Source organism: Photobacterium sp. WH24 (assembly GCF_019204055.1).
GTDB classification, from domain to species: Bacteria; Pseudomonadota; Gammaproteobacteria; order Enterobacterales; family Vibrionaceae; genus Photobacterium; species Photobacterium arenosum.
The window spans coordinates 201731-222620 of the sequence record NZ_JAGSOZ010000002.1 but is presented as its reverse complement, the minus strand read 5'-3'; the positions used below and the strand labels follow the sequence as shown (position 1 = coordinate 222620).

Here is a 20890-nt window from a genome sequence, read left to right as displayed (position 1 = left end):
GCCTTTTTTGTCTTTGGAACGGCTATTGGCGCATGGCCTGGCCATCAGGCCCAGCCATTATTACGCTTCTTGCGGCGTGGGATCAGGTGCGGCAGTACCAGACCAAACAGCAGTCCTCCGCCTGCGACCATGCCGCCGTAGGTAAACCATCTCATCAGCAGATCGTCTGCCTGGGTATCCAGTTTAGCGCGCAGTTCGCGGATTTCAGACTGGGAAGTCGACAGCTGATCATTCAGCTTGATGTTTCGCTCTTCCAGGTCGGTGATCTGCTCAGTGCGGTTCTCCAGTGATGACTGAAGAGTCGCATTGCGCTCATCGCTGGACTGCTTGGCGTTGGCCAGTGCTTTTTTCACTTCAGTCAGTTCTTTTTCTAATTTTGGCAGGCGTTCTTTCAGGCCAACCTGGTTAGAAATGAAATCACTCTTGACCCAGCCTGTGCGGCCACGGTCGTCAACCACCTTAGCGAAACCCGATTCTTTGTTGACTTCCAACAGGGTTACTTTTGTGCCAGCGTCTACGCTGCCCATAATTTTGAATTGCGTACTTGGCCCGCGATGCATGTAAGTAAACAGGTCATCGGAGATGTAACGCACCTGCTGAGCGTGTACCTGAGCTGTCATCAGAACGGTGATAGCGGCAAAAACTAAGCGGATAAGTTGCTTCACTCTGGGATCCTTGAAGGAGCTTGATTAATCGATGGAGCACAGATACTAAGAATTTTGCGGCGATGGCGCAAGAGGAGAGGGAGGCATAGCCTCCCTCTTTTGACCTTGTGCTACTTTTTTGTAAAGTTTACGGAAGACTGACAAAAATCAGCCAAAAGCCGCTTGCATTACATAGAAGAAAATGACTGCTAACAGGGCACCTGCTGGCAGGGTAACGATCCAAGACGCCACGATGTTACGAACAACACCCATGTTCAGGGCGGCAATACCGCGGGCAAAGCCTACACCCAGTACCGCACCTACCAGTGTTTGCGTGGTAGAGATAGGCAAACCTGTGCCCGACGCCAGTACGACGGTCGACGCGGTAGCCAGCTGTGCTGCAAAGCCGCGACTCGGTGTCAGCTCGGTAATACCTGTACCCACAGTCGCCATGACTTTGTGACCCATGGTCGCCAGACCCACGACTATACCCAAACCACCCAGCGGCAGAATCCACCAGGCAATGGCGGTTTTCTCGGACAGCTCACCCATGTGTTCAACCGTCGATACCACAGCAGACAATGGGCCAATGGCGTTAGCCACATCGTTGGAGCCGTGTGCAAATGCCATCGCACAAGCGGTGACCACCATCAGCAGGCTGAATACGCGCTCAACGCCCGCATAGCCGTTATGGCCAACAGTCTGTTCGGCATCGGCATAGTTGCGACGGATATAGAGATAGCCAAATCCCATCACGATCAGTGAAACCGCGATCGAAGCCAGCCAGGCTTCACCTGTCGACAAGTGCAGGCCAACATGTTTCAGACCTTTCTTGATAGTCACCAGTGCGATGACCATAGTGGTAAGGAACATATAGACAGGGACAAAGCGCTTGGCGTTGATGAGCGGGGTATCGGTATCAAATATCAGCCTTTGTGCACTGATAAAGATGACATAGGCAAAGATACCAGAGATCAGTGGCGTAATAATCCAGCTGCCCACTATGCCCTGCACTGAGCCCCAATCAACGGCTTCCGTACCGACAGATACGCAGGCAAAACCTATGATGGCACCTATGATGGAGTGCGTAGTGGAGACAGGCCATCCCATGTAGGACGCCAGCAATAGCCATGAACCTGCCGCCAGCAACGATGCCATCATGCCGTAAACCAGTACTTCAGGCTGATTTACGTAGTAAGAGGTGTCAATTACCCCTTTACGTATGGTGTCTGTGACTTCGCCACCGGCCAGATAGGCGCCGGCAAATTCAAAGATCATGGCGATGATAATAGCCTGTTTGACTGTCAGCGCCTTGGAACCTACAGAGGTACCCATTGCGTTAGCCACATCATTGGCACCAATACCAATAGCCATTAGAAAGCCAAAGAGGGCCGCCACCATGATGATCATGGTGCCATAATTAGCCAGGATTTCCATTGTAAAACCTTGTTGTATTTACCTTGCTCGTTATGAGCGGGATAGCATGATTTCGAGTCGTGAACCGACACGCTGAGCCTGGTCGGCGATACCGCCAATCCATTCGAAGATCTTATACATAAACATCACATCGACTGGATTGTACTGGTCTTCGACCTTACGTAGTTGCTGGCGCAGGATAACCTGCATGCTGTCGGTATCATCTTCGATAACGTCAAGCTGATTGATCATTTCTGCTACCAGGGTAACTTCACGGCCCTTAAAGCCGGTTTCCAGCAGTTCATCCAGTTCATGGATGACACGGCTGGCCTGATTGGCAGCATCAAGGCAGCGTTGAACGTAGGCAAGAAAGTCTGGATAAAAGTGCTCAGGGATGTCTAACTGACGTCCGTAGACACGACCTGCAATATCTTTGGCCAGATTTGCGAGTTTGTCCTGCTGAGTGAGGAGATCCAGCATGTCAGTCCGGTCGACTGGCATGAAAAGACCACGAGGAAGCTTGAGACGGATTTCACGTTTGAGCACATCCGCATCTTTTTCAAGCTGCGAAATCTGTTCACGATACTGTCCGGCTTTTTCCCAATCTTTGGCGTGACACGCCTCGAAAAACGGAACAAGCAGTTCACAACATTCATTCACACGAGTGACATGGCGTTGCAATGGTTTGATTGGGGATTTAGCAAAGAGCCCCATAATTGTATTCACTGGCATAGCCGATCAACCTAAAGATACCTGTAATAAAGGCGAAATCTTGAGCGATGGATCAGAGCCTGTTGCCTTTGGAGTATCGACCCGAAAAGAGGCGAGTTCTATGCTTTAAAAAGGCAGGAATGGTATGGCGGAAAGAGAGCTAGAGAAAGAGGGTAACGTCACAAGCCAGAATTGTCCCCACCGCCCCATCAGGTTGAGGAGAACAAGCGCTTCTCTGCGTTACTCATCATTTATTTAGCGCACTAAACTCCATGATTCGTGCCTTGATTAGCGCTTTTTCAGCACTGGTTAGAGCAAATAGTCCAAAGGTCAACAGGCCCTATGGCGCGCATGTTAACGTATAACTTAGTACAGGGAAACACATTTTGTACGCCTATTTCTGGAGATTTCTTGCTTGCTACAGGCCGGATTAGCCAATATCCTTGGCTGGCTACCGTTTATAGGGACAATTATGGAAACCGAGATAGAACTGAAGTTTTTCGTCTCAGCGGATTTTTCGGGTCAGTTATTGCGGAAGATTGCTCAAGCCAAAATCTTGCAGCAAAGCAGTAAACGACTGGGTAACATTTACTTTGATACCCCTGAGCAAATTCTTCGTCAGCACGACATCGGCTTGCGGGTTCGCCGCATTGATGATGTTTATATTCAGACCCTTAAGACAGCCGGACGTGTTGTTGCAGGACTGCATCAGCGCCCCGAATACAATGCTGAACTCAACGGCCCGCAACCGGATTTAGCCTTACATCCGAGCGATGCCTGGCCTGAGCACTTTGATATTGCGGCTATTTCCAGCCAAATCTCGCCTTTATTCTCTACCGACTTTGAACGCCAGCAGTGGTTGATTGCTATGCCGGATGGCAGCCAGATCGAACTAGCATTCGATCAGGGTGAAGTGCGTGCCAATGACAGCAGTGAGCCGATATGCGAAGTGGAACTGGAGCTGAAATCCGGCCAGACCGATGCCTTGTTCACTCTGGCTCGCGAACTGTGTGAAGAAGGTGGTATGCGTCTGGGGAACCTGAGTAAAGCGGCAAGAGGCTATCGTCTTGCTGCCGGGCATCAGGGGGATGACGTGTTGCCTCTATCTTATGTGCCTCTTGCTGCGGATGTCTCATCAGAAAATGCGTTAGTGATTGCCATGGAGCATGCGCTGGCGCACTGGCATTATCACGAGCAGATCTATGTTGAGCGTCAGGCATTGCCGGCACTGACTGAGATCAGCCATTCGATTTCCCTGATCCGCCAGACCCTGGTTGTGTATGGCAGCATGATACCTCGCCGGGCCAGCGCGCAGCTTCGTCAGGAACTGACCTGGCTTGAAGGTGAGCTGATCTGGCTGCAAGAAGCGGACGCGATACAACGCTGGCTGGCCGAAAAAGGCCATGCGCTGAAAAAGCTCAATGCCAGAAAATCTCTGGTCAAACAGCTCAAAGAACGTCAGGAAGAACTGCCGGAGCCGGATGATATTCTGCGTCTGTTCAAATCGGCGCGTTACTGTAATTTGCTGCTTAACCTGAGCAGCTGGCTGCTGAGCCGCGGATGGCAACCTTTCCTGGACGAAAAAGCCAGAGAGCGGCTGGCGGCATCGGCGAAGTCATTTGCCGATTCGGCCTTGTCGAAAGCCTGGGAAGAGCTGGCAGAGGCCTTCAGTGAGAAGCGTGCGCTCAGCCGGGCAGATTATCTCGACCAGCAGGCAAGACTGCTGCGTAACCTGGTGGGCGGCCTGTGTTTTGCTTCTTTATATGAAGATGAGCGCCGCGAAGTGTTCCGCAGCCCGTGGCTGGATATTCTGCAGGGCATGGAAGACTTGCGTCAGCTTGAGCCGATTCGCTCCCTTCAGCCTGACTACGAAGATGAAGAAGATCGCAAGCAGATCGATAAATGGCTGCACCGCAAGGAAGACTCCCTGCTGCATGCGATGGATCAAAGCCGCCAGATAGGTCTGGCACAGCCGGCTTACTGGCCATAATCTTTATCCCATACGCCATTGCCGCCGTTAACGCCTTCTGACTCAGAAGGCGTTTTTTGTTGTTTCCCCTCAACCACTGCCTTTGGTGGCTGTGTTATTTTTCGTTTTCTTTTCCGCTGTGCTGAGTCGATTCAGTCAGTCGCTGCTCAAGATCATCAATACGCTTGAGCAACAGATTCTGGTTATCAAGAATTTTGTCCCAGTGCTTTTGATCATGGTGGTGGATGGCGGGCTTGTGTCTGTCGGGGTCTGACACAAACGAGCTGATCAAACCTGCCACCATACCGAACAGGCCAACACCGCAGGTAATAATCACGGTTGCCAGTATTTTACCCAGTGTCGTCACCGGATAGTGATCCCCGTAGCCCACAGTGGAGATAGTGACAAAGACCCACCAGATAGCATCATCGGCCGAGTGAATATTGGCATTGGGATCGTGGCTTTCAATGATAAGGATCAAGGAGGAGCCGACGGTAACCAGTACAGTGAGAAGCAAAACAATAGTGGCTATGGTGGCTTCGCGCCGGTAATCCAGAATATGCTGCAAAAGCTGCTGGCCGGAGCGAATCAGACGTAACACCCGGAAGATCTGCACCAGGCGCATAAAGCGTAACGGCTCGATGATAGGTATGCTGGCAAGGTAATCGGGCCAGTGTGTTTTCAGGAAGGCTTTTTTGTTCTGGCTTCGCAGCAGATCACCGGTGAGCTGGAGCCAGAAAACCAGACAGATTAGCGTATCTATGGTGATAAACAGTGAATAGACCCTGTCTTCACGCGGAATAAAGAACAGGCTGGTGACCAGAGCCAGTGACACGAATGACAATACGAGTGCCACCAGACTCATGGGATTCAGTTCATGTTTGACACCATCGATCTTTTTCATCATTCAATTTCAGATATTTAATACAGACATATATGATACTCGGTACCGCTGGCAAGTTGAATTTACTGGTGTTGTTGAGTCAATTGCAAGCCTGTTCTGAGCGCAGACGGCGTTTTTGTCAGTTTGCAGATAACTTATTCAATACTGGCTCCTTGCAGCCAGGCCGATGATTCGAAGCGTTCGAGGACTGAACCGCTTTAGGATCAACAGATCCTAGGACAAAGGAGAGATAATAATTATGGCTGACATGGCTTTCAAACCCTGGGAAAAAGGGCTGAGTAATATCAGGTTAGTGCCCAAACTCATCGTACTGATGGTATTCAGTACCTTATTACTGGTAGGGAAACAATTGTGGGACGCCAGTATTTTCTATCAGTCAGTCATTGATATTCAGAAAGAGCAAGTCAGAGAGCAGGCACAAAAACAAGCGGCTATGTTTAGCAGCCTCTTGTCTCAGGGGGAGCAGGGACAGGCGATGGCTCTGGCTGCGGTACAGGCGCAAAAAAGTGTGGACGGTGCGTATTACTATCTGGTTAACACAGAAAACGGCCGGGTGCTGGGTCATCCGGATGCTGAGCAGATCAAGGCGCTGAGCCGCTCTGCCGAAGATGGCCAGCCGCTCGGTGCTGTGCTGTCTCAGTTAAGCAGTGAGCGCGCACTTACCCTGGATGGCGGCAAGCGATTTGAATTTGCCGTGCCTCTGGTCGGCAGCGCTCACTGGTTAGTGATCGCTTCACAGTCTGCCGATTATGCGGACAGTTACTACAGTGCCTATATGGTGCAGATAGCCTGGCAGACGGCCTTGATGATCCTGGCTTTTATGGTGTTGCTGTTAGGGGCTGCCAGCCTGATGCTGCGTCAGACCGGCTATCTGGCCGATGCCATTAAGCGTCTGGCCAACCGTGATCTTTCTCAGCCAATAGTGATGAATTGTCAGGATGAATACGGGGATTTGGCGCGCGAGCTGGAACGTACCCGCATTCAGCTCAAAGAGGTGATTCAGAATCAACGCAGTGTTTCGGGTGAACTGCATGAGCTGGCGGATGTGATGTCAATGAGCATGCAGGAAACCAAAGAGTCGGCGCAGGAAGAGTTTCATGAGATTGACCAGCTGGCTTCTGCCATGAGCGAAATGACCTCTACGGTGCAAACCGTGGCCGAGCATGCACGTGAAGCCTCCGGTGCCACCGAGGGGACGGCGAAACAGGCCCATCAGGGGCAGGAATTTGTGGTGAAAACGATCGCCACCATAGATCAGCTGTCCACCGATATCCGTGCCTCTGCTGAGGCTGTGACTCAGGTTGAAAGCCGGGTTGAAAAAATTGGCAGCGTGATTGTCACCATTCAGGGTATTTCCGAGCAAACTAACCTGCTGGCACTCAATGCCGCCATTGAAGCCGCACGGGCCGGTGATGCCGGGCGAGGATTTGCCGTGGTGGCCGATGAAGTGCGTAACCTGGCGCAACGTACCCAGGTGGCCACTGTCGAAATTCAGGACATGATTGGTCAGCTGCAAGACAGTGCCAAGCAGGCTGTTGGTCTGATGGAGCAAAGTGTGGTTGAGGCCGCTGAAGGGGTGGATCTGGTGACCAGCGCAGGCGGGGAGCTGGATAAGATTGTCCAGCAGGTTCAGCGCATCAATGACATGAACTTCCAGATTGCGACTGCCTCTGAACAGCAAAGCGCGGTGGCGGAAGAGATGAACCAAAATCTGAATAATGTAAGGGAATTAGTGGAAGCTTCTGTGGTGGTAGTCACTGAACTGACAGAAACGGCGGATACGATGAAAGGCCAGTCAGCCGATTTGGAACAGAAAATTCAGGCCTTCCGCATCTGACAGATCCCAGACTGTTCTTCGCGCCATTTTTAGACTCACACGCCCACCGACAGGTGGGCGTTGTTGTCGTAATCCGTTATCTTATTGCTTATACCTGAGAAACCTGACCAGGCTCGGGTGGTTGACTGCGATGCTGGGCGGACAGCCCCGACTGATTGCCAAGGAATTGATATGACACACGCACTCTTGCAACACGCTGCTGAACAGGCTCTGGAAAAGTTGCAGCAGGCTCACCCGAATGCATTGGCCCAGTGGCCATCGGATTTGAACGACGAACTGAGTGCCGTGCTCGGTCTCAGTGATTTCATACAGACCTCTCTGGTGCAGGATGGTGATTTACTGTCCTGGCTGTCCCAAGCCCTGACTGTCGGGGAGCGCGCCGAGCAATACCGTTCTGAGCTCAGGGAAGCCCTGTCAGCAGTGGTTGACGAAACCGTGTTGTTAAGGGAGCTGCGCGCCTTTCGTCGCCGTGAAATGGTGTGGATTGCCTGGCGCGATTTTACCGGCCGCGCCACCCTGAGCCAAAGCTTGTCGCACCTGTCCTGCCTTGCCGAAGCGCTGATCATGGAAGCTTATAACTGGCTTTACGCGCAGTGTTGCCAAGAATATGGCACCCCAGTCAATGCTGACGGTGAGCCCCAGCCTATGCTGATCCTGGGCATGGGTAAACTGGGTGGCGGTGAGCTGAATTTCTCTTCAGATATCGATTTGATTTTTACTTATCCGGAAAACGGCGAAACTCAGGGCGGACGGCGCAGCATTGCCAACGCCCAGTTTTTTACCCGTCTGGGACAAAGACTGATCAAGGCGCTGGATCAACAGACAGTTGACGGCTTTTGCTATCGGGTTGACATGCGTCTGCGTCCGTTTGGCGACAGTGGCCCTCTGGTCATGAGCTACGCCGCACTGGAAGATTACTATCAGGAACAGGGCAGGGAGTGGGAACGATACGCCATGATTAAAGCCAAAGTCATGGGCAACGAAAGCGCTGGCCATTATCAGGCTCTGCGGCAGATGCTGCGTCCTTTTGTCTTTCGCCGCTATATTGATTTCAGTGCGATACAGTCACTGCGCCGGATGAAATCCATGATCAGCTCAGAGGTTCGCCGTCGCGGTCTGAGCAATAACATCAAACTCGGCGCGGGCGGGATCCGCGAAGTCGAATTTATCGCACAATCTTTCCAGTTAATCCGTGGCGGGCGAGAGCCCAGCCTGCGGCACCGTGGCCTGCGGGAAACGCTGGATGCCGTCAATGCTCTGGGGTTATTGCCGGCAGAGCAGGTACAGCATCTGGAGCAGGGGTATGCTTTTTTGCGCCGTCTGGAAAACCTGTTACAGGCCATCAATGACAAACAGACGCAGACTCTGCCGGATACCGAGCTGGACAGAATACGGCTCGCCACCGCGATGGGATGCACCGACTGGCACGGACTGCAACAGCAGATTCAGCAGCACATGGCTGAGATCCATCAAGTGTTCGACGAGATTATCGGGGCCGATGAGGAAGACAGTCATGACGCTGCGGCGCAGCCTTATCATGAAATGTGGACCATGATTGAGGATGAAGAGCTGGTAACAGCGATTCTGAATGATGTGGCCGCCCCGGATGCCGCCCGTCAGGCTGAAGTGCTGAGCCATATGAAAGCGGAGCTGGCCAAGCGCACTATAGGGCCGAGAGGCCGTGAAGTACTGGCCCGTCTGATGCCCGAAGTGCTGGTGCGTATTGTCACCCGTGCAGATGCACCTGTGGTGCTGGATCGTGTCTCCCGCCTGATTGTCCGCATTGCCACCCGGACCACCTATCTGGAATTGCTGAGCGAACATCCCGGCGCGCTGGATCACCTGGTTAGGCTCTGTGCGGCCAGCTCTATGGTGGCAGAGCAGCTGGCTCAGTATCCCATTCTGCTCGATGAATTACTCGATCCTCAGCACTTGTACAATCCTGTGCCTCTGGATCAGTACCAGTCTGAGTTGCAAGAGTACCTGGCACGAATCCCGGAAGAAGACATGGAGCAGCAGATGGAAGCCATCCGCCAGTTTAAGCAGGCGCAGTTACTGCGTATTGCGGCGGCGGACATTGCTGATGTGCTGCCTCTGATGAAAGTCAGTGATCACCTGACCTATCTGGCGGAAGCGATTATCGCTGCTGTAGTCAAGCAGGCCTGGTTACAGATGGTGGCTAAGTATGGTGAGCCGTCACATCTGGCTGAGCGTAACAGTACCGGTTTTGGTGTGATCGGCTACGGCAAGCTGGGGGGGCTGGAGCTGGGCTACGGTTCCGATCTGGATCTGGTCTTCCTGCATGACTGCCCGACAGAGGTGTACACCAATGGCGATAAAGCCATTGACGGTCGTCAGTTCTACCTGCGGCTGACGCAGAGAATCGTCCACTTGTTCTCTACCCGTACCTCATCCGGCGTCTTGTATGAGGTTGATGTCCGTTTGCGTCCGTCTGGCGCATCCGGGTTGCTGGTCAGCCCGCTGGACGCCTTTGCGGCCTATCAGGCACAGGAAGCCTGGACCTGGGAGCATCAGGCGCTGGTGCGTGCGCGTATAGTGTATGGCGATCCGGTACTCAGGGCCGGTTTTGATCAGGTCAGAGCCGACATATTGTCACGCCCGCGTGACGCCGGTGCGCTGCGTAAGGAGGTGATGGAGATGCGCGAGAAAATGCGCCAGCACCTCGGCACGAAAAAACCGGGGCAGTTTGGCCTGAAACAGGATCCCGGCGGCATTACGGACATTGAATTTATCACTCAGTATCTGGTGTTACGCCATTGCGCCGGTCAGCCGGCATTAACCCGCTGGTCCGATAATATTCGCTTGTTTGAAACCATGGCAGCCAAAGGGGTACTGGAAGAGGAGCAGGTGATGGCGCTGATTCAGGCATATTGCACGCTGCGTGATGAAATTCACCGCCTGAATTTGCTCGGTCACGATGCCTATGTCGATGACAGCCAGTTTACGGCAGAGCGATACCTGGTGACACAACTGTGGCAAACCATTTTTCGGCCAGAACCCAACGCAGCCCCTGAGTGTTAACCCGATGCCAGTGACATGCCCTGCCTGTATGCAGTACAGGCTTTTATGATAATATTCCGCTGTTTTTACCGTTCCGGAGAGAAGAATGAAACTGACACTGCCTGATTATGACCAAGCCAGTGTGCTGGTTGTGGGTGATGTAATGCTGGACCGCTACTGGACTGGCCCGACTGGACGGATTTCCCCGGAAGCGCCGGTACCCGTTGTGAAAGTGGACCAGATTGAAGAGCGTCCCGGCGGTGCTGCCAACGTAGCCATGAACATTGCCGCCCTGGGCGGGCACGCTCGCCTGGTTGGCCTGACAGGCATTGATGATGCTGCGCGGGCGCTCAATGAAAAGTTGGCATCGCTCAAAGTGCGTTGTGATTTTGTCTCCCTGCCGGATTATCCCACCATCACTAAGCTGCGCGTGATGAGCCGCGGGCAGCAACTGATCCGCCTGGATTTTGAAGAAGGTTTCCACGATGTGGATGTCGACCTGATTCTGCCACGGCTTGAACAGGCGTTGCCGAACGTGAAAGCAATGATACTGTCCGATTATGCCAAAGGGGCGCTGGAACATGTCCGCGCAATGATCGAACTGGGACGCCGCTTCGGTGTGGCAGTGCTGATCGACCCGAAAGGGACAGATTTCGAGCGTTATCGCGGCGCGACTATGCTAACGCCCAACCTGACTGAATTCGAAGCGGTTGCCGGTAAAGCGAAAACCGATGAAGAGCTGGTGGAAAAAGGGCTGGCGTTGATCGAGAAATTTGATCTGGAGGCCTTGCTGATCACGCGTAGCGAGCATGGTATGACCTTGCTGCAGAAAGGCCAGGAGCCGCTGCACATGCCTACACAGGCCAAAGAGGTGTACGATGTCACCGGTGCCGGCGATACAGTGATTTCGGTACTGGCAGCTTCGCTGTCGGCCGGTAAATCCCTGTCTGATGCCTGCAAGCTGGCCAATGCCGCCGCTGGCGTAGTGGTTGGTAAACTGGGTACTTCAACCCTGTCGACCATTGAGCTGACCAATGCGGTGCATGGCAGTCAGGACAGTGGTTTTGGGGTGATGGCCGAAAGCCAGCTTAAACAAGCGGTACTGGCGGCCAAGGCCCGTGGCGAAAAAGTGGTGATGACCAATGGTTGCTTTGACATCCTGCATGCCGGGCACGTGGCTTATCTGAATGAAGCCGCCAAGCTGGGTGATCGCCTGATTGTGGCGGTGAATGCCGACAGTTCAGTGCGGGCTCTGAAAGGGGCGGGACGTCCGGTGAACCCTGAAGATCGCCGTATGGCCGTACTGGCCGGTCTGGCTGCGGTAGACTGGGTCGTGCCGTTCAAAGAAGATACGCCTCAGCGCCTGATCAGCGAGATCCTGCCGGATCTGCTGGTGAAAGGCGGTGATTATAAACCTGAGCAAATTGCCGGTGGCCAGGAAGTGATTGCCAACGGCGGTGCAGTACGTGTACTGAACTTTGAAGACGGCTGTTCAACCACAGAAATTATCGAAGCGATTCGCGGCGGTAAAGGCTGACAGGCTGTTCGGTGCAGGCCGCAGCACAGCGATTGAGTGTCTGCGGCCACTGTGACTGAGGCTATTGTTACCAAGACCACAGTTACCAAGGCCACAGCTACCGAGGCGATGGCACTGAAACTTGAGCCGAACCTATAAAAAAAGCGCCATTGCAGGCGCTTTTTTTGTTTCAGGGCATAATTGCGTCTTTTTTTGCGATCTTATTTTTTGACCGGGATAAGACCTGTGTTGACATCCAGAATGTCCTGCTCATTGAGCGAACCGACAGCCTGCTTGAGCTGCAACTGGCTGATAATGTAATCGTAGCGGGCAGTAGCCAGCTGACGGTTGGCATCATACAAACGGCGGGTTGCGTCCAGAACGTCAACAATAGTACGGGTACCGACATCAAAACCGGCTTCGGTGGCTTCCAGTGCTGAACGGGCCGAGATCACCGACTGCTGGTAAGCCTTCAGAGCGCCGATAGATGCGTTGATGTTGTTATAGAAAGCCCGCACATTCTTGACTACGCCGCGGTAGGTTTCTTCCAGAGTCTCACTGGAGGAGACGTAAGCGTATTGGGCTTGTTTCACTTCAGAGGTTACCCGACCACCCGTGTAAACCGGCAGATTCAGGTTAATGCCTGCAGAAATGGTTCCTTCATCGCTGCTCAGGCCTTGCTGCATGTCGTTGTAGCTGTAGCCGGCATCAAAGCTCAGTGTTGGCAAATGCCCTGACTCAGCCAGTGCAATACGGTCGCGCGAGACGTCCTGAGCAATACGGGCACTTAGCAGTGTCAGGTTTTCGCTTTCTGCGTTTTCAAGCAGGGTGCGAACAGTATTGTTCGGGCTGCTGGCGGAGAAGCGCTGGGTATCCAGAACAGAAAGATCTTTATGCGCCTGACCCGTGATTTCACGCAGTTCTTCATAGCTGTTGGTCAGGGCGTTTTCTTTCAGGATTTCATCAGCCAGAACGCTGTCATACTGAGCCTGTGCATCGTGTACGTCAGTGATGGCAGACAAGCCGACTTCAAAGCGCTGTTTGGTCTGCTCCAGCTGACGGCCAACGGCCGCTTTTTCGGCACGTACGAACTCTAAATCGTCCATTGCACGCAATACTGAGAAGTAGGCGGTGGATACACGCAAAATCAGGTTTTGCTGAGCCACGGCATAGCTGGCATCGCTTTGACGGGCTTGTTTTTCGCTGATATCAAGGTTGACCCAGCTGGCGCGATTATACAGCGACTGACTCAGACTCAGACCGCCGTTAAATCCTTCATCATCGATGTCCAGGCGGGAGGCCTGCAATCCGGCAGTCAGATTGATTTGAGGCAATAGCGTACTGCGGGATGAATTAATCGCTTCGAAAGCGGTATCTTTATCAGCCGCGGCCCGTAGCAGCTGAGGGTCGTTCTGTTTGGCTTGTTCATAGATATCGGCAAGATCGTCAGCCATGGCAAATGGGCTGAGGCTACCCAGTGCTAAGCCTAGATAAAGCGGAAGCAATTTTTTCATGAATGCTTTTTCCTGGTCCTGACAAAATAATGTGCAATGTTCAGTTTACCTGATGATAGCTTGCTTGAAACTGATCAATTGTGATTTTTTTGTGCAAATTTAACAAAAGAACATGCTGTTTATTGAAGGAAATTGCAATCTTTTTGTACAGGTGTCGCAACGGTAGTGGTTGATTCCCATCATTGACCAGCAAAAATTTACTTGTAAGAAAGTAATATTGTACCAGTTTAACATTAGTCGCCAGATCACGGGTGTTCATTTTTGAGTTGAGTTAAATATAACTGCAACATTTATTAAAAAAGTTGAGCTCAGCCATTGCGTCATAATAGCGATGAATGAAAAAATGCCGTTTTGGTTTACTGTGGCCCCAAGTGAGCCTGAGCGATAATTGTGAAAGGCCCATGACATGGAGATTACCGATGTCTGACTCGTCCAGAAATAACCCGGGAGCGTTCGGCGCGATGGATGTCGAAGTGGAGCATGAAGAAACGCTTTATCAGGGTTTCTTCAGCCTGAAAGCATTCCGTTTTCGCCATCGCTTGTTTGCCGGCGGCTGGAGCCAGACTCTGACCCGTGAACTGCTGGAGCGTGGCCATGCGGCGGCCTTGCTGCCGTACGATCCTGTGCGTGATCAGGTGGTACTGGTGGAGCAGTTCCGAATTGGCGCCCTGGCTGGCGATTGCCAGCCCTGGCAGCTGGAAATTGTGGCTGGAATCATTGAGCCTGGCGAAAACGCGGAAGAGGTGGTCAGCCGGGAAGCGGTGGAAGAAGCGGGCATCCAGGTAGATCAACTTGCCCATATTACCCGCTATCTGTCCAGCTCAGGCGGGTGCTCGGAAACCCTGAGTGTCTATGCCGGTTGTGTCGATAGCCGCCTGGCATCCGGTATTCACGGGCTTGAAGATGAAGGTGAGGATATCAAGGTGCATGTGGTCAGCCGTGAAGAAGCGTATGATTGGGTGGTGTCTGGTAAAATAGAAAATGCGGCCAGCATCATTGCGCTACAATGGTTGCAATTACACTATCACCAACTGCAGGCCGATTGGGTTAAGGACAAGTTGTGAACAGAAGGTACACGGTCGATCTCGCGGGTATCATGCGTTTATATGAAACCAACTATGCGAAGTTGCTTCCATTACTGCCAAAAAGTGAAGCGGTAGGGGAGGAGTGTGCCTATCAGGTCGGCGGCCATGATTATAAGCTCAGGATATTGGAATCAACCCGTTACACCACGCTGATTCAGCTGCAAATGGAAACCGATACAGGCTTGCCTGAATACCTGGTACCCACCTTTAAAGTGCGGCTTTATCATGACGCCAGGGTGGCAGAAGTGTGTTCTATTCAGCAGATTTCACGTTTGAAGCCAAGGTATGATTACCCCAATATGCGGATGCACCAAAAAGATGAAAAACATCAGGTTAATCGCTTTTTGGGAGATTGGCTGGCTTACTGCCTGAAGAACGGTCTCAGTAAGCAATCGGTTTATTAACGATTTCATTCAACAAGGTTTTGACGTTTTGCAGACCTATTCTCTGCCGCAGGATAATTCAGATAGTGTACTTTTGCTGCAACTGACCGACACCCATTTGTTTGCGGATGCCAAGGGCAGCCTGCTGGGCGTGGCAACAAAAGACAGCTTTCATGCCGTACTCGACGAAGTGGCGGCTCAGCTACGCCCGTTTCATGCCATTATTGCAACGGGTGATATCTCGCAGGATCACACACCAGCCTCTTATCAGCGCTTTGCCGATGGGATCGGACGCTGGGTGCAACCCTGTTTCTGGCTGCCCGGTAACCACGACTATCAACCCAGCATGAAAAGCGTGCTGCCCTCACCGCAGATCAAGGCCTGTGATCAGGTACTGGCCGGTGAGCGCTGGCAGGTGATTCTGCTCGACAGTCAGGTGGTGGGCGTACCACACGGTGAATTAAGCCAGGTGCAGCTTCAGATGCTTGATCAGGCTCTGGCTGCCCACCCGGACCGCCATGCACTGGTGCTGCTGCACCATCATCCACTGGCTGCCGGCAGCCGCTGGCTGGATCAGCATCAGCTGAAAAATCATCAGGCCTTTTGGCAAGTGGTCTCTGAGTATCCTCAGGTGAAAGCCGTATTATGCGGACATATCCATCAGGAACTGGATGTACTGCATCAGGGAGTTCGGGTGCTGGCCACGCCGTCGACCTGTATTCAGTTTAAACCTGACTCCAATGATTTTGCTCTGGATCAGTCCAACCCCGGATGGCGTTGGCTGAGTCTGCAAGCGAACGGTGACATTGATACCAAAGTCGAACGGGTGCGCCAGCGCACCTTCTCGCCGCAGTTTGACGCCGCAGGTTACTGATGGAATCTTTACTGCTTTATCTGCACGGTTTTAATAGCTCGCCGCAATCGATGAAAGCCCGGCTGATGGCACAATACTGCCAGGCGAACCGGCCTGATATCCGGCTCGAGATCCCACAATTACCGTCTTACCCGAGCCAGGCGGCGCACGCTATTGATACATTAGTGACTGACTTAAAGTCGGCGTATCGCATTGGCCTGGTCGGCAGCTCGCTGGGCGGCTATCTGGCCACCTGGCTGAGCCAGCGGCATCATTTGCCTGCTGTGCTGGTCAATCCGGCCGTGAAGCCTTTTGAGCTGCTGACAGATTATCTGGGAGAGCAGGTAAACCCGTATACGCAAGAGAAGTACGCTTTGTCGCCGCCTCATATGGATGAGCTGAAGGTGCTGGAGATTCCAGAGCTGAATCAGCCGGATTTACTGTGGTTGTTGCAGCAGGAAGGTGATGAAGTGCTGGACTACCGTCAGGCGGTGGAAAAGTATGCAGCCTGTCGTCAGACGGTAGAACCGAACGGCGATCACAGTTTCATTGGATTTAATCGTTATCCCGCCGATATTGTCCGCTTTTTAGGTTTATAACTGTTTCGCAGCGTGCTTTCGGGCATGGCATTGTTTATTGACTCGTATTAGCCTCAGCTTGACATCAAGGCTGAGGTTACTGACTATTGTGGCAACATTTTCTCGTAACTTTCCGAATCTATGACAGACCAAAGCTATAACGCTGGAGCCATTGAGGTTCTGAACGGCCTAGAGCCGGTTCGACGTCGCCCTGGCATGTATACCGACACGGCGCGGCCAAACCACCTGGGTCAGGAAGTCATCGACAACAGTGTCGATGAAGCCCTGGCTGGCCATGCCAGGAAAGTCGAAGTGATCCTGCACGATGATCAATCGCTTGAGGTGATTGATGACGGCCGGGGTATGCCCGTGGATATTCACCCGGAAGAAGGGGTATCCGGGGTCGAGCTGATCCTGTGTAAACTCCACGCAGGCGGCAAATTCTCCAATAAAAACTATCAATTCTCAGGCGGTTTACACGGGGTCGGTATCTCCGTAGTGAATGCACTCTCTAAGCGCGTCGAAGTCACGGTCAAGCGTGACGGACAGGTGTATCAGATTGCTTTTGAAAACGGCGATAAAGTCAGTGAACTCGAAGTCATTGATACCTGTGGCCGCCGCGCCAAGGGGACGCGTGTTCATTTCTGGCCGGATGGTAAGTATTTCGACAGCCCGAAGTTTTCAGTCAGCCGCCTGAAAAGCGTGCTGAAAGCCAAGGCGGTATTGTGCCCTGGCCTGGAAATTGTATTCACTGACAAACTAGCCAACGAAACCCTACGCTGGTGCTACGAAGATGGCCTGAAAGATTACCTGTTTGAAGGTGTCAAGGGCTATACCCTGCTCCCTGAATCCCCCTTTACGGGTGTCTTTACCGGACAGACCGAAGCGGCAGACTGGGCCGTGGTCTGGTTGCCGGAAGGCGGTGAATTAATCACTGAAAGCTATGTGAACCTGATTCCAACAGCGCAGGGCGGTACGCATGTTAACGGCCTGCGTCAGGGCTTGCTGGATGCGATGCGGGAATTTTGTGAATTTCGTAATCTGCTGCCGCGCGGTGTGAAACTGACGGCTGAGGATATCTGGGAGCGCTGTGCCTATGTGCTGTCGGTGAAAATGCAGGATCCGCAGTTTGCCGGTCAGACCAAAGAACGCCTGTCATCCCGCCAGTGTGCGGCCTTTGTCTCGGGCGTGGTCAAAGATGCATTCAGCCTGTGGCTCAATGAGCGTCCGCAAATAGCCGAACAGCTGGCGGAATTATGTATTGCCAATGCCCATCGCCGGATGCGTGCCAGCAAGAAAGTGGTGCGTAAGAAAATCACCAGCGGGCCGGCATTACCGGGCAAACTGGCCGACTGTTCGATGCAGGATCTCAATAGAACCGAGCTTTTCCTGGTGGAAGGTGACTCAGCAGGCGGTTCCGCCAAACAGGCTCGTGATCGTGTGTTTCAGGCGATCATGCCGTTGCGCGGTAAGATTTTGAACACCTGGGAAGTGTCGGCGGATCAGGTACTGGCCTCACAGGAAGTCCATGATATTTCAGTGGCGCTGGGGATTGACCCGGACAGTGATGATCTGAGCGGCCTGCGCTACGGTAAGATTTGTGTGCTGGCTGACGCCGACTCAGATGGTCTGCATATCGCCACCTTGTTATGTGCGCTGTTCATGAAGCATTTTGAAGCCTTGGTGCGAGCTGGTCATGTGTATATCGCCATGCCGCCTTTGTACCGTATCGATCTGGGGAAAGAAGTGTATTACGCCCTGGACGAGGCGGAGAAAGAAGGCATTCTCGATCGCCTCAGCGGCAAACGCGGCAAAGTGAATGTGCAGCGCTTTAAAGGTCTGGGTGAGATGAACCCCTTACAGCTGCGTGAAACCACTATGGATCCCAATACGCGCCGTTTGGTGCAACTGACCGTGGATGATGACGAGCAGACTATCCTGATGATGGATATGCTGCTGGGTAAAAAGCGCGCTGAAGACCGCCGTAGCTGGCTGCAGAGTAAGGGTGATCTGGCCGACGTGGAAGTCTGAGCCTCGCCAATTGATGATTTCCGCCTGCCGGTCAGACCGGCAGGTATCAGGACAACACGGATTTAGCCACCATGACTGATGTCTCAATGGAAGGTATCGAGCAGCTGCCGCTGCGCAAGTTTACTGAAGATGCCTATCTGAATTACTCCATGTACGTAATCATGGACCGGGCCCTACCGTTTATCGGCGATGGCCTGAAACCGGTACAACGCCGGATTATTTACGCTATGTCAGAGCTGGGCCTGAGCGCCACAGCCAAATATAAGAAATCGGCTCGTACTGTCGGTGACGTTCTGGGTAAATACCACCCGCACGGCGACTCGGCCTGCTACGAAGCCATGGTACTGATGGCGCAGCCCTTCTCATACCGCTACCCGCTGGTAGACGGTCAGGGGAACTGGGGTGCCCCGGATGATCCGAAATCGTTCGCTGCGATGCGTTACACCGAATCGCGTCTGTCCCGTTTTTCTGAAATCCTGCTGAGCGAGCTGGGCCAGGGCACGGTGGAATGGGGGCTGAACTTTGACGGCACCATGAAAGAGCCGACTATGCTGCCAGCCCGGCTGCCGCATATTTTACTCAATGGGGTGACAGGCATTGCCGTGGGTATGGCGACGGATATTCCGCCGCATAACGCCCGTGAAGTGGCCAATGCCGTGGTGCATCTGATTGAGCATCCGCAGGCGGATCTGGATGCCTTGATGGAATTCGTCAAAGGCCCGGATTACCCGACGGAAGCGGAAATCACCTCTTCCAGCGAGGATCTGAAAAGAATTTACCGTACCGGTAAAGGCAGCGTGAAGATGCGTGCTGTGTGGTCGAAGGACAACGGCGAAATCATTATCACCGCTCTGCCGCATCAGGTGTCCGGTTCTAAGTTGCTGGAGCAGATTGCCGGCATGATGCGCGCGAAGAAGCTGCCGCTGGTGGAAGACTTGCGTGATGAATCGGATCACGAGAACCCGACCCGCATTGTGATCGTACCGCGTTCAAACCGGATCGACGCCGAGCAGCTGATGGAGCACCTCTTTGCGTCGACAGATTTAGAAAAGAGTTTCCGGGTTAACCTCAACATGCTGGGGCTGGATGGCCGTCCTCAGGTGAAAGGTCTGGTAACTATCTTGTCAGAATGGCTGGTGTATCGCCGCGAAACCGTGCGCCGCCGTTTGCAGCACCGTCTGGATAAAGTGCTGGCGCGCCTGCACATTCTCGAAGGTTTACTGGCGGCTTATCTCAATATCGACGAAGTGATTGAGATTATCCGCACGGAAGACGATCCGAAAGCTGAGCTGATCAGCCGCTTCGGGCTGAGTGCGACGCAGGCCGAAGCCATTCTTGAGATCAAATTACGCCAGTTAGCCAAGCTGGAAGAGATCAAGATCCGCGGCGAGCAGGATGAGCTGAGCAAAGAGCGTGAGAAGCTGGAACAGCTGCTGGGCTCTGAACGACGCATGAACACTTTGCTGAAGAAAGAAATTCTGGCCGATGCCGAGACATACGGTGATGATCGCCGTTCGCCGCTGGTTGAGCGTGCTGAAGCCAAGGCGATGACTGAACGTGACTTGCTGCCCAGTGAAGCTATCACTGTGGTGCTGTCCGACAAAGGCTGGATCCGCCACGCCAAAGGGCATGAGGTGGATCCGAGCAGCCTGAACTTTAAGTCTGGCGACAGTTACCTGAGCCATGCCCGCGGTAAGAGTAACCAGCCAGCGATCTTTATTGGCAGCGATGGCCGCAGCTATGCGCTGGAGTCCCATACACTGCCCTCGGCGCGGAGTCAGGGTGAACCTGTGACCGGCCGTCTCAATATTACGGCCGGCAGCAGCGTGCGTCAGGTGCTGATGTCTGAAGAAGAGCAATACTGGCTGATGGCCTCTGATGCCGGTTATGGCTTTGTCTGCAAGGCCAGCGATATGATCTCCAAGAACCGCAATGGTAAGGCCTTGTTGTCCGTTCCGGCGGAATGTGAGGTGATGCCGCCCCAGCCGATCTCAGATCTGAGCAAAGATCAGGTGCTGGCGATTACTAATGAAGGCCGCATGCTGATCTTCCCGATTCAGGATCTGCCGCAACTGGGTAAAGGCAAGGGCAACAAGATTATCAACATTCCTTCGGCCAGAGCCAAAGCCAGGGAAGAGTTTCTGTCTCACTTGCTGGTCTTACCGGCAGGCAGTGAACTGACCCTGTACGCAGGGAAACGTAAGCTGGGCCTGAAAGTCTCGGATCTGGAGAATTTCTATGGTGAGCGCGGCAGAAGAGGCGCTATGCTGCCTCGCGGTCTGCAGCGGGTCACCAGTTATGAAATTGCTTATCCTGATCATAATCAAGACAGCTGATTGCCATTCACCGCAGCGTGTTAGACAAAATAAGCCTCGTTCAGAGGCTTATTTTATTTGCGCTTTACCGAACGGAAATGGCGTCAGGATCA

The 20890-nt window shown here is 53.0% G+C and carries 15 protein-coding genes; 10 read left to right on the top strand and 5 right to left on the bottom strand.

The window, feature by feature from the left end:
- Window positions 1-44: 44 nt before the first annotated feature.
- The 3 genes from KCG43_RS04265 to KCG43_RS04255 all read right to left on the bottom strand — a co-directional run bounded on the left by KCG43_RS04265 (window position 45) and on the right by KCG43_RS04255 (window position 2792).
- Entirely contained in the window at window positions 45-620 is a 576-nt protein-coding gene (locus tag KCG43_RS04265; RefSeq protein WP_237028859.1) for a TIGR04211 family SH3 domain-containing protein, read from the bottom strand.
- Between the two features lie 192 nt (window positions 621-812).
- Window positions 813-2081: an inorganic phosphate transporter gene (locus tag KCG43_RS04260; RefSeq protein WP_192015458.1), complete on the bottom strand. Its 1269-nt coding sequence runs from the start codon at window positions 2079-2081 to the stop codon at window positions 813-815.
- 30 nt (window positions 2082-2111) lie between these two features.
- Window positions 2112-2792 carry a TIGR00153 family protein gene (locus tag KCG43_RS04255; protein WP_192015459.1) on the bottom strand — a complete coding sequence of 227 codons (681 nt, stop codon included), beginning with the start codon at window positions 2790-2792 and terminating at the stop codon, window positions 2112-2114.
- A 451-nt stretch (window positions 2793-3243) separates the two neighbouring features.
- Here KCG43_RS04255 and KCG43_RS04250 point away from each other — a divergent pair, with 451 nt between their 5' ends.
- Window positions 3244-4761, top strand: a complete 1518-nt coding sequence (locus tag KCG43_RS04250; protein ID WP_218383514.1) for an inorganic triphosphatase — start codon at window positions 3244-3246, stop codon at window positions 4759-4761.
- Window positions 4762-4855: 94 nt separating this feature from the next.
- Here the strand turns inward: KCG43_RS04250 and KCG43_RS04245 are convergent, their stop codons facing one another.
- Window positions 4856-5644, bottom strand: coding sequence for a potassium channel family protein (locus tag KCG43_RS04245; RefSeq protein ID WP_192015673.1), 789 nt, complete (start codon window positions 5642-5644; stop codon window positions 4856-4858).
- 238 nt (window positions 5645-5882) lie between these two features.
- Here KCG43_RS04245 and KCG43_RS04240 point away from each other — a divergent pair, with 238 nt between their 5' ends.
- The 3 genes from KCG43_RS04240 (at window position 5883) to hldE (ending at window position 12039) form a co-directional block, all read left to right on the top strand.
- Window positions 5883-7481: a methyl-accepting chemotaxis protein gene (locus tag KCG43_RS04240; protein WP_218383513.1), complete on the top strand. Its 1599-nt coding sequence runs from the start codon at window positions 5883-5885 to the stop codon at window positions 7479-7481.
- Window positions 7482-7652: 171 nt separating this feature from the next.
- Window positions 7653-10523, top strand: coding sequence for a bifunctional [glutamate--ammonia ligase]-adenylyl-L-tyrosine phosphorylase/[glutamate--ammonia-ligase] adenylyltransferase (gene glnE, locus KCG43_RS04235; protein ID WP_218383512.1), 2871 nt, complete (start codon window positions 7653-7655; stop codon window positions 10521-10523).
- Between the two features lie 85 nt (window positions 10524-10608).
- Window positions 10609-12039, top strand: coding sequence for a bifunctional D-glycero-beta-D-manno-heptose-7-phosphate kinase/D-glycero-beta-D-manno-heptose 1-phosphate adenylyltransferase HldE (hldE, locus tag KCG43_RS04230; protein WP_192015463.1), 1431 nt, complete (start codon window positions 10609-10611; stop codon window positions 12037-12039).
- Window positions 12040-12239: 200 nt separating this feature from the next.
- Here hldE and tolC read toward each other — a convergent pair whose 3' ends face one another.
- Complete coding sequence (tolC, locus tag KCG43_RS04225; protein ID WP_192015464.1) at window positions 12240-13532, bottom strand: outer membrane channel protein TolC; 1293 nt, start codon at window positions 13530-13532, stop codon at window positions 12240-12242.
- A gap of 419 nt (window positions 13533-13951) precedes the next feature.
- Here tolC and nudF point away from each other — a divergent pair, with 419 nt between their 5' ends.
- From nudF to parC, 6 genes are all read left to right on the top strand, one after another.
- Window positions 13952-14596, top strand: a complete 645-nt coding sequence (nudF, locus tag KCG43_RS04220; RefSeq protein WP_255557855.1) for an ADP-ribose diphosphatase — start codon at window positions 13952-13954, stop codon at window positions 14594-14596.
- Complete coding sequence (locus KCG43_RS04215; protein WP_192015466.1) at window positions 14593-15021, top strand: DUF1249 family protein; 429 nt, start codon at window positions 14593-14595, stop codon at window positions 15019-15021. The genes nudF and KCG43_RS04215 overlap by 4 nt, the downstream gene beginning before the upstream one ends.
- A gap of 28 nt (window positions 15022-15049) precedes the next feature.
- A complete protein-coding gene (gene cpdA, locus KCG43_RS04210; RefSeq protein ID WP_218383509.1) occupies window positions 15050-15874 on the top strand; it encodes a 3',5'-cyclic-AMP phosphodiesterase in 825 nt (274 codons plus the stop codon).
- Entirely contained in the window at window positions 15874-16452 is a 579-nt protein-coding gene (gene yqiA / locus KCG43_RS04205; protein WP_192015468.1) for an esterase YqiA, read from the top strand. The genes cpdA and yqiA overlap by 1 nt, the downstream gene beginning before the upstream one ends.
- Before the next feature lie 120 nt (window positions 16453-16572).
- A complete protein-coding gene (gene parE, locus KCG43_RS04200) occupies window positions 16573-18462 on the top strand; it encodes a DNA topoisomerase IV subunit B (RefSeq protein ID WP_192015469.1) in 1890 nt (629 codons plus the stop codon).
- Between the two features lie 71 nt (window positions 18463-18533).
- Window positions 18534-20798, top strand: a complete 2265-nt coding sequence (gene parC, locus KCG43_RS04195; protein WP_218383507.1) for a DNA topoisomerase IV subunit A — start codon at window positions 18534-18536, stop codon at window positions 20796-20798.
- The last annotated feature ends 92 nt before the right edge of the window (window positions 20799-20890 follow it).